A 13,284-nucleotide genomic window follows, 5' to 3' on the forward strand; every position below is an offset into this window, starting at 1 on the left:
GCACTCACGCCAGGCAACGGAACAGCAGCGCCGGGTCACGGTGCGGATCGATCCGCAGGTTGATCCCGCCCCAGTCGAGTGCGTGGCGTTCGCCCGTCAGCAGGTTCTCCACTGCGGCGACCGGCCGCCGCTCGCCCGCAACCACGATCTGCACGTCGCCGAGCGGCAGCCAGAACTCGTGGTAGTCGCTGCTGAGAGCGATCGCGACCGCGACCGCGTTACCGCCATCGACGGAAGTCTTCACGAAGCCGGTCACGTTCGGATCCTGCACATCGAGAAAGCGCAAGTTGCTGGTCTGCTGGAGCGCCGGGTTGGCGGCGCGGATGCGGTTGATGTCGCGGATGTAAGGCTTGATGTTGCCGGGCTTGTCCCAGTCGCGAACCTTGATCTCGTACTTTTCGGAATCGAGATATTCCTCTTTTCCCGGGATTGCGTCGTGTTCGAGCAGTTCGAATCCGTTGTAGATGCCATAGGTCGATGACAGCGTTGCGGCGAGAACGAGGCGCGATTTGAACATCCACGGTTCGCCACCCTGCAGGTGGTAGGGCAGGATGTCGGGCGTGTTGGTGAAGAAATTGGGGCGATAGAAGTCGCGCTCCGGGTAACCGGCGAGCTCACGCAGATATTGTTCGATTTCCCACTTCTGGGTTCGCCAGGTGAAGTAGGTGTAGGACTGCGTGAAGCCGAGCTTGGCCAGCCCCTTCATCAACTTCGGCCGGGTGAAGGCTTCGGCCAGGAAGATCACGTCGGGATGACGTAGCTGCACCTCGCGGATCAGCCATTCCCAGAACCGCAGCGGCTTGGTGTGCGGGTTGTCGACCCGGAAGATCTTCACGCCCTGATCGGCCCAGAACAGGATGACGTCGCGTATCGCGTTCCACAGCGCGCCGGCGTCCTCGCAGGAGAAGTCAGGATTGACGATGTCTTCGTATTTCTTCGGCGGATTCTCGGCGTATTTCATCGAGCCGTCGGGGCGGCGCTTGAACCAGTCCGGATGCTGCTTCAGCCAGGGATGATCCGGTGAGCACTGCACCGCGATGTCGAGCGCGACCTCGATGCCCACCACTTCGCAGGCACCGACGAAGGCGCGGAAGTCTTCCAGAGTGCCGAGCTCCGGATGCACGGCGTCGTGGCCACCTTCTTCGGCGCCGATCGCGTAAGGACTGCCGGGATCGCCGGGCCCGGCTGTGAGCGCGTTGTTGCGGCCCTTGCGGTTGGTGTGACCGATCGGATGGATCGGGGTGAAATACACCACGTCGAAGCCCATCGCGGCGACGTCCGGCAGCCGGGCGATGCAATCGCGGAACGTGCCGTGGCGGCCTGGCTCGGTCCCCTGGCTGCGCGGCACCATCTCGTACCAGGCGCTGAAGCGCGCCCGCGGCCGGTCGATCATCAAGGGCAGCGGATCGGTGCGGGTGAGGTCGGGCCGCGCCTGACTCGTCGCCATCGCGTCCAGCAATTCCGGCGCCAGCAGCGGTTCGATTTCGCCGGTCCGCAGATAGTCTTCACAGCGGTGCTGGATCAGCCGCAGCACGTCGGGATCGTCGGACTGCGCCTTGGTCAGCAGGCCGGCACCTTCCAGCGCGTCCAGCGACAGATCTTGTCCGGCCTTCAGCTTCAACTCGGCACCATGGCGCCAGGTGGCGAATTCATCGGTCCATGCTTCGATGGCATAGACGTGACGGCCGAGTTGCTGCGGCGTGAAGGTTGCCGACCAGCGATCGTTGACGGTGTGCACCATCGGCACGCGCTGCCAGGTGCTGTCCTGCTCACGGCGCCAGATCAGCGCGGCAGCGATGACCTCATGGCCGTCGCGATAGATGTCGGCCCACACTTCGACCGGCTCGCCGACGATCCGCTTCACCGCAAATCGTCCGCCGTCGATCAGCGGGAAGATGTCTTCGATGTGAAAAGCGCCGCCCTGAGCGGCGGCCTGAAGCGCTTGCGTCGACTTGTTCACAATAGCCCACGATCGATTGAGTGAGGTGATGCCCACGATCTAGGACACTCGTCCCATAGTGAACCGGGCGGTTCTCCATTACAAAGCTTCTCGACCGCGCAGGTTCCAATGGAACTCACCCTACGCAATTGCGTTCGATATGACTATCCTGGGACAGGCGGAATCGCCGCGCACCCGCGCGGCGTGTAGACAGCGTGCTTAATGGATTTATTCACCAGAGCTTCCGAGCTGGGCATCCAGACCGAATTCTACGACGGTCAGGGACGCCGCCACGTCACCCCGCCAGAGGCATTGGCGCTGATCACCGAGGCGATGCCGCAGCCCGCCGAGCGCAGGTTGTTGGACCGGATCGTGGTGATCCGGGAGGGCGAGCCGTGTCGCTCCGAGCTGGGCGCCCAGGCGGTGCTGCCTGTACGTTGGCGTATAGTCACCGATGGGGGCGCGCTGGTTGAAGGCGCCGCCGAGCAGCGGACCCTGAGCTGGCCGCTGGATCTGCCGCCCGGTATTCACAGCGTGCGGCTGAGCGACGCATCCGGCCGCACCGAGGAGCTGCCGCTGCTGATGTCGCCGCGGCGCGCCTTCGGCGGTGCATTCGACCGCTCGTGGCTGATCGCGGTTCAGCTCTACAGCCTGCGATCGGTACGCAATTGGGGCATCGGCGATTTCACCGATCTGGCCAACCTGATCGAGCTCGCGGCCGCGCTGGGGGCAGGCGGGATCGGTCTCAATCCGCTGCATGCGTTGTTCGACGACCGGCCGGGGGATTGCAGCCCTTATTCGCCGAACAGCCGGCTGTTCCTCAATCCGTTGTATGTCGATGTCGAACGGCTGCCGGAGTTTTCCGCCGCCGACCGGCCGGTCGACGCCCAGACGCTGGCGGCGCTCCGCGACGGCGAGCTGATCGACTACGCCGCGGTGGCGGCCGTGAAGTGGCGGGGTCTGCGGGCCGCCTATGAGGCGTTCCGGACCTCGGCGTCCGACAGCCGGCGCGAAGCGTTCGAGGCATTCCGCCGCGAGCGCGCGCCGCTGCTGACGCGGTTCGCGTGTTTCGAAGTTCTGCGGCACCGGTTCGGGCATCCATGGTGGGAATGGCCGGAAGAATGGCGCCAGCCCGACGATGCCCGCTGCGATCTATTGCGACAGGGCCCCGATGCCGCCGAGGTGGAATTCGTCGCCTTCACCCAATGGTGCGCCGATGATCAGTTGCGCGGCTGCCGCGATCTCGCCGCAGCGCGCGGCATAAGCGTAGGGCTGTATCTCGACGTCGCGGTTGGAGTGCAGAGCGACGGCTTCGACGCCTGGAACGAGCAGACCGCGATCTCGCGGCTGCTGTCGGTCGGCGCGCCGCCGGACTCGCTCAACACCGCGGGTCAGAATTGGGGCCTGGCCGGCTTCAACGCGCCAGGGCTGGAACTGACGGGCTTTGCGCCGTTCCGCGACATGCTGCGGGCCTCGATGCGCTATGCTGGCGCGATCCGGCTCGATCACGTGCTCGGGCTCAATCGGCTGTATCTCGTCCCGCATGGCTTCGCCGCCCATGAGGGCGTCTACGTGCAGATGCCGTTCGAGGCGCTGCTCGCGGTCACCGCGCAGGAGAGCGTCGGACATCGCTGCGTGGTGATCGGCGAGGACCTTGGTACCGTTCCGGACGGCTTCCGCGATCGGCTGGCGGCGTGGGGGATCTGGTCGTACCGGGTGATGATGTTCGAACGCGACTTCCACCAGGGCTGGTTCTTCGGGCTCGAGCACTACCTGCCGAATGCGCTGGTGACCTTCAACACCCACGATCTCGCCACCTATTCGGGTTGGCGCGCGCTCACAGACCTGCATCTGAAGCGCTCGATCGGGGTCGACCCCGGCGAGAGCGACGACAGCCGGCACCACGCGCTGGCGATGCTCGGCGACGCCCTGCGCCATCAGGGCATCGAACACGAGGACATCTACGCGGTGCTGACCTTCCTGGCGCGTACGCCGTCGCGCCTGCTGGCGATCGCGCTGGAAGATCTGCTGGGGGTGCTCGACCAGCCCAATGTGCCGGGGACGGTGTCGGAACATCCGAATTGGCGACGGCGGTTGCCGAAGCCGCTCGAAGACGTCGCCGCCATCATCAACCGCTCGGCACTTTTCGCGGCGACGATCGACCGCCGCAATCCGGGTTGAACGCGTTGCCCGGCGACATCGAAGACTACGCGATGATCGGCGATTGCGAGACCGCTGCGCTGGTCGGTCGCAACGGATCGATCGATTGGCTGTGCTGGCCGGCGTTCGATTCCGAAGCCTGTTTCGCGGCGCTGCTCGGCAGTGAGGCCAACGGCCGCTGGAAGATCGCGCCGGCGAAGGAGATCGTGCGCTGCAGCCGGCGTTATCGCGGCGACAGCCTGATCCTGGAGACGACCTTCGAGACCGCGACCGGGGCGTTCACGCTGATCGACTTCATGCCGCCGCGCGGCTCGGCTTCGGACGTGGTCCGCTTGGTGCGCGGCGATCGCGGCAGGGTCGAGGTGGCGATGCAGCTCGTGATCAGGTTCGGCTACGGCGCGAGCATTCCATGGGTGAAGCGCGGCGAGGACGACGCGCTCCTGGCGATCTGCGGACCCGACATGGTCGTGCTGCATACGCCGGTCGCGACGTACGGCAGGGACATGACCACGGTCGCCGATTTCGAGATCGGCGAGGGCGACGTGGTGCCACTGGTGCTGACCTATGGGGCGTCGCATCTGCCGGTGCCGACCGAGATCGATCCGCACCAGGCGCTGAAGGACACCGAAGCGTTCTGGGCGGAATGGTCCGGCCGCTGCAGCTATCAGGGCGAATATCGCGACCTTGTGATGCGCTCGCTGATCATACTGAAGGCGCAGACCTTCGCGCCGTCGGGCGGCATCGTCGCGGCGCCGACCACCTCGCTGCCGGAAAAGCTCGGCGGAGCGCGCAACTGGGACTACCGGTTCTGCTGGCTGCGCGACGCGACCTTCACGTTGCTGGCGCTGATGAACAACGGCTATACCGAGGAAGCCGCTGCCTGGCACGATTGGCTGCTGCGCGCGGTCGCCGGCAATCCGGCCAACATGCAGATCATGTACGGCATCTACGGCGAGCGACGGCTGATGGAATGGCAGGCCGACTGGCTCGACGGCTATCAGGGAGCGCAGCCGGTGCGCATCGGCAACGCAGCCCACGCGCAATTGCAGCTCGACGTTTACGGCGAGCTGATCGACGCCTTCCACCAATGGCGTGCCGCCGACCTCAAGCTCGACGGCGAATCCTGGGCGGTAGAGTGCAAGGTGTTGCAGCATCTCGCCACCATTTGGGACCAGCCCGACAGTGGGATCTGGGAGTTGCGCGGGCCGCGCCAGCATTACGTCTCGTCCAAGGTGATGACCTGGGTGGCGTTCGACCGCGGCATCAAGAGCGCTGAGAGATTCGGGCTGAAGGCGCCGCTGGCGGAGTGGCGCGCGTTGCGCGAGCGGATTCACGCCGACGTCTGCGCCAACGGCTTCGATGCCGAGCAGAACGCTTTCGTCGAGCACTATGGCGCCAAGGTGCTGGACGCCTCGGTGCTACTGATTCCGGCGGTAGGGTTCCTGCCGCCGCGCGACCCGCGGGTGCTGGGTACGCTGGAGGCGATGGAGCGCCATCTGATGGTGGACGGTTTCCTGATGCGGCACGATCCCCGCGAGCAGCCCGACCAGACCGAACCGGTCGAGGGCGCTTTCCTCGCCTGTACGCTGTGGCTTGCCGATGCCTATGTGCTGGCCGGTGACACCGAGCGCGCCAGAGCGCTGTTCGAGCGCGTCGCCGGCATCGCCAACGATCTCGGCCTGCTGGCCGAGGAATACGACACCACGGAGCGGCGCCAGGCCGGCAACTTCCCCCAGGCCCTGACCCACATCGCGCTGATCAATACCGCCAACAACCTTACCGCCGCCAAGGCGGCGACAGCCAAGCCGGCGATGCAGCGGTCGAAGCAGAGTTAGCGGTCAAGGCTCGCATTGCGATCCAGGATGAAGTCGATCGCGGCGGCGAAGCCGTCGTCGTCGTTGCGGCCGGTGACGTGGGCGGCCTTCTGCTTGATTTCGTCGGCGGCGTTGCCCATCGCGATCGGCAGGCCGCTGACGCCGAACATCGGCAGGTCGTTCGGCATGTCGCCGATGGTGGCGATCGAGTCGGCTGCGATGCCGAGCCGCTGCGCCATCGCGGTGACGAACGTGCCCTTGCTGCGGCCGGGCGGGGTGACGTCGAGATAGTAGTCCTGCGACCGCACCGCCAGCGCTCGGTCGCCGAGCGCGGCCTGCAGCTCCGGCTCACAGCGCTTCAGCAGCGCGAAATCGGCACTGACGCCGACGATCTTGCAGGCCTTGCCGGTCAGCGGCGTCAGATCCTCCAGCATCGTCGGCGCAAACCGGATGGTGCGCTCCTCGTGCGGCACGTATTTGCCGTCGTCGCGGCGGATGTACCAATTGTCGTTGGTGAACAGCCAGATGTCGATGCCGTTGCGCTCGAACAGCTCGATGCTGGTCGCCACCGCGCTTTCCGGAATCAGATGCTGTTCGATCACCGACAGCGTCGGCGTGACGATCGAACTGCCGTTGAACGGGCCGAGCGGCAGCGTGATGCCGAGCGGATCGCTGTACATCCGCATTCCGACCGGCGGCCGGCTGGAGGTGAGGGTGAAGCCGACGCCGCTGGCTTCCAATCTCGACACCGCATCACGGGCGCGATCGGTGAGTCGCTTGTCGGTGGTGACCAGGGTGCCATCGACGTCGGAGATGACGAGCTGGATGCGGGCCATGGGTTTCCCTATCTAGGCCGTCATTGCGAGCGAAGCGAAGCAATCCATCGGCGCTGGGTACGGGCTCTGGATTGCTTCGTCGCTTTCGCTCCTCGCAATGACGAATTCAACTGCTGAGCATTGAACTAATCGCTGATCGACGTCGGAAGCTGACCGACGATGGCGTCGACGATCGCCTCAACGGGCGCGCCGATTGAGGCGATGATCGGGCGTTCTTCCGGGCCGGGGCGCTCCAGCGTGGCGAACTGGCTGTCGAGCAGGCCGGCCGGCATGAAATGGTTCTTGCGCGCCGCCATCCGGCCGCCGATCAACTCGCGGCTGCCGTCGAGAAACACGATGCGGATGTCGTCGCGTCCATGCACCAGGATGTCGCGATAGGCGCGCTTCAGCGCCGAGCAACCGAACACGATGGAGCCACCGCCGGCGATGACACGATCGATCTCGGCGGCGATCGCACGCAGCCACGGCCAGCGATCGTCGTCGGTGAGCGGCTGGCCAGCGCTCATCTTGGCGACATTGGCTTCGGGATGATAGGCGTCTGCGTCCTCGTAGGGCCAGCCGAGCCGCTCGGCGAGGGCTTCGCCGACCGTGCTCTTTCCGGAGCCGGACACGCCCATCACGATCAGCGCGCGCGGCAGCGGCTCGGAAACCATCGGTTCAGGCGACACCGGCATTCTCCGGCAGCGCGTCCTGCGTCACCAGCCACACCGTCTCGCCCTGTGAGCGGGCGCGGGTGGACGGTAGATTCTCGCCGGCGAACACGCGGGCAAGGATGTCGCGTTTGGAAGTCCCGTGCACCAGGAACAGCATCTCGGCGCAGGAGGCGAGGGCGGGCAAAGTGAGGGTGACGCGCTGCACCAGCGGCTCCACCGGGGCGGTATCGACGCCGGCGGCCCAGCGGCTCTCGATCTGAAGCTGCGGCCGCCCCGGAAACAGCGAAGCCGTATGACCGTCCGGCCCGACGCCGCCGAGCACCAGATCGAACAACGGTCGATCGGTTGCGAGCACGTCGCTGCCGTAGAATGCCTTCAGTTCGGCCTCGTAACGACGTGCCGCATCGTCTGGCGTCGTGGTGTCGGTGGGGATGGCGTGGACGTTCTGCGGCGGCGCGCGCCCGTCCAGGAATGCCCGTCTCGCGGCGCCGATATTGCTGAGCGGATCGCTCTCCGGCACGAAGCGCTCGTCGCTGATGAACCAGTGCACGCGCGGCCACGGAATCCGGCTTTCGAATTCACCTGCGAGCAGTTCGAACATCCGCTGCGGCCCGGAGCCGCCGGTGAGGCAGATCGCCGGGCGATCGTGATGCAGTTCGATCCGCGCGATCAGCCGCTGTGCGGCCAGCCGGGCTTGCGCGTCGGCGTCGGCCGCGACCACGAGGTGATGATCGGGGCTGCGCATCGGCTAGCCCAGTTTCCGCCAGTCGCGGCCGTCGCGGGCCAGTAACTCGTCGGCGTCCTCCGGGCCGTCGCTGCCGGCGCGATAGATCTGCAGGCCGTGGGCGCCGGCTTTCTTCCAGACCTCGAGGAACGGCTGTACCACGCGCCATCCGGCCTCCACGCCATCGGCGCGTTGGAACAGGATGTTGTCGCCGATCATGCAGTCGTGCAGCAGCGTCTCGTAGCCGTTGCTCGGCGCCACTTTGAAGTAGTCCTTGTAGCGGAACGTCATCTCGACGCCATCGATGGCGATCGACGGACCCGGCACCTTGGTGTTGAACTGGAGAGAGATGCCTTCCTCCGGCTCGATCCCGATCACCAGATAGTTCTGCGACAATTCTCGCACCGGGGTGCAGCGGAACATCGAGAACGGCGCCTCCTTGAACTTGATCGCGACCTCGGTGCGCTTGCCCGACAGCGCCTTGCCGGTGCGCAGATAGAACGGCACGCCGGCCCAACGCCAATTGTCGATCGACAGCTTTAGCGCCGCGAACGTCTCGGTGGTGCTGTCGGGTTCGACGTCCTTGGCGCTGCGATAGTCCGGAATTTCGGTGTCGCCGATCCTGCCCGAGGTGTATTGGCCGCGCACCGAATTGCGTAGTGCTTCGTCTTCACTCTGGATCTGGATCGCCGCGAGCACGTCGGCCTTGGCCGAGCGCACCCCGTGTGCGTTGAAATGCGCGGGCGGCTCCATCGCCACCAGCGACAGCAGTTGAAACAGATGGTTCGGCACCATGTCGCGCAGCGCGCCGGTCTTGTCGTAGAAGCTGCCGCGATGGCCGACGCCGAGCTTTTCCTCGACGGTGATCTGGATGTGGTCGATGTGCTCCCTGTTCCAGATCGGCTCGAACATGCCGTTGGAGAACCGCAGCACCAGGATGTTCTGCACCGTCTCTTTGCCGAGGTAGTGATCGATCCTGTACAGTTCGTGCTCGGAGATGATGCCGAGCAGATGATCGTTCAGCGCCTTGGCCGAGGCGAGGTCGGTGCCGAACGGCTTCTCCACCACCAGCCGGCGCCATGCGCCGCTGATCTCTTCGAGTAGCTTGGCGCGGCCGAGCTCGGTCGCGATCGGTGCGAAGGCATCCGGCGGGGTAGCGAGATAGAACAGCCTGTTGCCGCCGGTGTTGCGGCTGGCCTCGAGCTTCTCGAGCCGCTCGCGCAGCCGGTCGAACGAATCCGGTTCGCTCGGATCGGCACTGACCGCGGTGACGCAGTACAGAAGCTGATCCGCAATTTTTTCGTCGACCGGACGGGTGGCGTATTTGCGCAGGCCCTGGATCAGGCTCTCGCGCAGATCGTCGCTCGCCATCTCCTTGCGGGTGACGCCGACGACGCAGAACTTTTCCGGCAGCAGTCCGGCTTCGGCGAGATTGTACAGCGCCGGGATCACCAGGCGGTGGGTGAGGTCGCCGGTGACGCCGAAGATGACGAACGCGCAGCCGTCGGGAACCTGATTGCTGTTGGCTTGCGTGGTCACGCGCGCTCCGATGTCGGTTTCAGTTTCTGCTGCGGGGCGGCCTGCTGCTCCGGTTCCGGGTGCTGCTGCGGCTCCTTGTGGCCGCCGAAGCCGGCGCGCATCGCCGAGAGAATTTTCTCCGCGAATGTATGATCGCGCCGCGAGCGGAAGCGCGCATACAGCGCCGCGGTGAGCACTTCGGCCGGCACGGCTTCCTCGATCGCCGCATTGATGGTCCAGCGGCCTTCACCCGAGTCCTCGACGAAGCCCGAGTAATTATCGAGCTGGTCGTTCCTCGCCAGCGCGGTGGCGGTGAGGTCGAGCAGCCAGGACGGGATCACGCTGCCGCGCCGCCAAACTTCTGCGATGTCGGCGATGTCGAGATCGAAGCGGTGAGCGTCGGGCAGGACGTCGCTGCTCGCGTTCTTGAGGATGTCGAAGCCCTCGGCATAGGCCTGCATCAGGCCGTATTCGATGCCGTTGTGGACCATCTTGACGAAATGGCCGGCGCCCACCGGGCCGGCGTGGATGTAGCCTTGCTCGACCCGGGGATCGCGGCTCTCGCGGCCCGGCGTACGAGGGATGTCGCCGATGCCCGGTGCGAGCGTGGCGAAGATCGGATCGAGCCGGTCGACCACCGGCTCATCGCCGCCGATCATCATGCAGTAGCCGCGCTCATAGCCCCAGATGCCGCCGGAGGTGCCGACATCGACATAATCGATGCTGCTCTCCCTCAGCGTCTTGGCGCGGCGGATGTCGTCCTGCCAGAAGGTGTTGCCGCCGTCGATCACGACGTCGCCGGCGGCGAGCAGCTTGCCGAGCTGTTCGATCGTGGTCTCGGTGATCTGCCCGGCGGGCAGCATCACCCACACCGCGCGCGGCGCGTCGAGCTTGCGCACCAGATCGTCGAGTCCGCTGGCGCCGGTCGCGCCTTCGCGCGTCAGCGTCTCGATCGCTTGCGGATCCCGATCGTACACCACGGCATGATGGCCATCCTTCATCAGGCGCCGGACGATATTGCCACCCATCCGGCCGAGGCCGATCATGCCGATCTGCATCCGCAAGTCTCCACTCTTTAGCCGTGCCTCGCTTGACGTGCGAGGCTACGTTTGTAGGCGGTTACTCCGTCATTGCGCGCCGAAGGCGAAGCAATCCAGGGCTCAGCATGGAGGATTCTGGATTGCTTCGTCGCTTCGCTCCTCGCAATGACGATCCTGTTCGGCCGGAGGGATTCCCCGGCTGCTGCTACGCCAACGCTTGTTCGATCGCCGCGCCCAGCATCTTCAGGCCGGCGCCGAGATCGCCCTTGAGGTGGACCCGCAAGGCACGGCGACCGCGCTCGGTGAGCACGTCGAAGTCGCCGCGCGCCTGCGCCGCCTTGATCACGCCGAAGCTGGCGCTCTGGCCCGGCACCGGCAGATCGGGTGCATCGTCGGCGGTGATCTGCAAAAAGACGCCGCTGTCCGGGCCGCCTTTGTAGGCCTGGCCGGTGGAGTGCAGGAAGCGTGGGCCGAATTCGGCACAGGTCGCGACCCGGCAGCGATCGCGGATTTGCAGCCGCATCTGTTGCAGCGCCTCGATATGCGTGGCGTTGCGCTCGATGTAAGCCAGCAGCGCGACGTAGTCGCCGCTGTTCACGCGCGACAGATGCGCCTTCAGCCACGAGCCGAGCGTGCTGTCGGCACCTGCTTTGCGCAAAGCGCCGGCATTGGCGGCGTCGGTGTAGAGATCGACCTCGGCGGTCGACAGCGCAGCCGTCTCCTCCGGCAGCGCGCCGGATTTCTCGAATGCCGCGGTGAGCTCGCGGGTCTTGATCTTGGCGCTCTCGACGTCCGGCTGGTCGAACGGGTTGATGCCGAGCACCGCACCCGCGACAGAGGTGGCGAGCTCGAAGCGGAAGAACTCCTGACCGATCGCCTCGCTGGATTTCAGCACGATTCGGACCACCGGGTGGCCGGCCGCTTCCAACGCGCTGAGCTTCGACTCGTGCGCGGCGTCGGTTTCGGCTTCGGTGCGCAGATCGATGAATAGCCGGTCGTTGCCGTAGATCGACGGCTCCGCCAGCGGCTCGCCGTCGATCGGGATCAGGCCGTTGCCTTCCTTGCCGGTCGACTCCGCGATCAGTTGCTCGGCCCAGGCGCCGAAATCGGCGATCGCCTTCGACGAGGTGATCGTCACCTTGTCGCGGCCTGCAAGCCCGGCGCAGCCCAGCACCAGACCGAGCTGCACCGCCGGGTTCTCCTGCGGCGGCACGTCGGCGCCGCAGGAGCGAACCATCGCCAGCGCCGAGTCCAGCAGCTTGGCAAGATCGAGTCCCGCCGCGGCAGCAGGCACCAGGCCGAACGGCGACAGCACCGAATAGCGGCCGCCGATGGTCGGATCGCCGTGGAAGATCTTGGCGAACTTCTGCTCGGTCGCGACTTTCTCCATCGACGAACCGGGATCGGTGACGGCGACGAAGTGGCGGCCGGCCTGATCGGCTCCGACCGCTTCGGTGACGCGCGCGAAAAAGTGGGCCTTCATCACGTTCGGCTCGGTGGTGCCGCCGGATTTCGAGGAGACGATGAACAGCGTCGAGGCTAGCTTGACGCTGGCTTCGAGGGTGCGCACCTGCGCCGGATCGGTGGAGTCGAGGACGTGCAGCTTCGGGAAGCCGTCCTGCTGCGGGAAGGTCTCCGCGATCACTTCGGGGCCGAGGCTTGAGCCCCCCATGCCGAGCACCACCGCATCGGTGAAGCCCTGGCTCTTCACCCATTTGGCGAAGTCTTGATAGTCGACGAGCTTGGTCTTGGCGACCGATGGCGCCTGTAGCCAGCCCAGCCATTTGGCCTCGTCGTGATCGGTCCAGACCGACGCGTCGCGCGACCAGACCTTGCGGATCTTGCCGGCGGCGCGCCACGCTTCGGTCTGCTGCTTGACGCTGTCGGCGAGCTCGCCGGGCAACGACAGGGTCTGCTTGCCGACGCGGCCGGCCAGCACGGTCTCGCGCTTGAACGCCACGGCGCCCAGCAGCTTGTCGAACGCGTCGGCAAACAACTGCACGCCTTCGGTGACCAGCTTGTCGGTGATGGCGTCGAGCGAGATCCCGGCGCTGGCAAGGCCCTTGATCACCGCGCGCGCCTCGTCGATCTCCTTCTCCAGACTGTCCTTCGGCTTGCCGTGATCGCGGAAGGCGTCGAGAGTCGTCGGCGGGACAGTGTTGACGGTGTCCGGCCCGATCAGCTCCTCAATGTACAGCACGTCGCTGTAGGCCTTGTTCTTGGTGCCGGTGGAGGCCCACAGCAGCCGCTGTGGCTTGGCTCCGCAGGCTTCCAGCTTGGCCCAGCGGTCGCCGCTGAACAACCGCTTGTAGTCCTGATACGCCAGCTTGGCATTGGCGATCGCCACCTGGCCCTTCAGCGCTTCCAGCCGCTCCTTTTCCGACGCATCGGTGGCCTTGGCTATCTTGTCGTCGAGCGCCGCATCGACCGCGCTGTCGATGCGGCTGATGAAGAAGCTGGCGACGCTGGCGACGTGCGCCGGATCGCCGCCGGAGGCGATCAGCGCTTCGAGGCCGGAGATGTAGGCTTCAGCGACCTGGACGTAGACTTTCTGCGAGAACAGCAGCGTGACGTTGACGCTGATGCCTTTGGATATGAGC

General features: G+C 65.8%; 9 protein-coding genes. 2 read left to right on the plus strand and 7 right to left on the minus strand.

Annotated features, from left to right (window positions below; translation table 11 throughout):
• Positions 1-4: 4 nt before the first annotated feature.
• Entirely contained in the window at positions 5-1,960 is a 1,956-nt protein-coding gene (locus tag DU475_RS12760) for an alpha-1,4-glucan--maltose-1-phosphate maltosyltransferase (protein WP_164632346.1), read from the minus strand.
• Between the two features lie 201 nt (positions 1,961-2,161).
• Here DU475_RS12760 and malQ point away from each other — a divergent pair, with 201 nt between their 5' ends.
• Both malQ and DU475_RS12770 read left to right on the plus strand, forming a co-directional pair.
• Positions 2,162-4,120 (plus strand): 4-alpha-glucanotransferase, encoded by a 1,959-nt coding sequence (gene malQ / locus DU475_RS12765; RefSeq protein ID WP_164632347.1) that lies wholly within the window; start codon positions 2,162-2,164, stop codon positions 4,118-4,120.
• A 5-nt stretch (positions 4,121-4,125) separates the two neighbouring features.
• Positions 4,126-5,934: a glycoside hydrolase family 15 protein gene (locus DU475_RS12770; protein ID WP_164632348.1), complete on the plus strand. Its 1,809-nt coding sequence runs from the start codon at positions 4,126-4,128 to the stop codon at positions 5,932-5,934.
• Here DU475_RS12770 and DU475_RS12775 read toward each other — a convergent pair.
• The 6 genes from DU475_RS12775 to DU475_RS12800 form a co-directional block, all read right to left on the minus strand.
• Positions 5,931-6,749, minus strand: coding sequence for a Cof-type HAD-IIB family hydrolase (locus DU475_RS12775; RefSeq protein WP_142883157.1), 819 nt, complete (start codon positions 6,747-6,749; stop codon positions 5,931-5,933). The genes DU475_RS12770 and DU475_RS12775 overlap by 4 nt on opposite strands.
• 125 nt (positions 6,750-6,874) lie before the next feature.
• Positions 6,875-7,423, minus strand: a complete 549-nt coding sequence (locus tag DU475_RS12780; RefSeq protein WP_164632349.1) for a gluconokinase — start codon at positions 7,421-7,423, stop codon at positions 6,875-6,877.
• Positions 7,407-8,147 (minus strand): 6-phosphogluconolactonase, encoded by a 741-nt coding sequence (gene pgl, locus DU475_RS12785; protein ID WP_013501479.1) that lies wholly within the window; start codon positions 8,145-8,147, stop codon positions 7,407-7,409. The genes DU475_RS12780 and pgl overlap by 17 nt, the downstream gene beginning before the upstream one ends.
• A gap of 3 nt (positions 8,148-8,150) precedes the next feature.
• Positions 8,151-9,665 (minus strand): glucose-6-phosphate dehydrogenase, encoded by a 1,515-nt coding sequence (gene zwf / locus DU475_RS12790; protein WP_047309763.1) that lies wholly within the window; start codon positions 9,663-9,665, stop codon positions 8,151-8,153.
• Positions 9,662-10,702 carry a phosphogluconate dehydrogenase (NAD(+)-dependent, decarboxylating) gene (gene gnd, locus DU475_RS12795; protein WP_164632350.1) on the minus strand — a complete coding sequence of 347 codons (1,041 nt, stop codon included), beginning with the start codon at positions 10,700-10,702 and terminating at the stop codon, positions 9,662-9,664. The genes zwf and gnd overlap by 4 nt, the downstream gene beginning before the upstream one ends.
• Positions 10,703-10,889: 187 nt before the next feature.
• Positions 10,890-13,284, minus strand: a 2,395-nt coding sequence (locus DU475_RS12800) for a bifunctional transaldolase/phosoglucose isomerase (protein ID WP_164632351.1), incomplete at its 5' end; no start/stop codon positions are given.

Origin of the sequence: Rhodopseudomonas sp. WA056 (genome assembly GCF_010906995.1) — a bacterium.
In the GTDB taxonomy this organism is placed as follows: Bacteria; Pseudomonadota; Alphaproteobacteria; order Rhizobiales; family Xanthobacteraceae; genus Rhodopseudomonas; species Rhodopseudomonas palustris_G.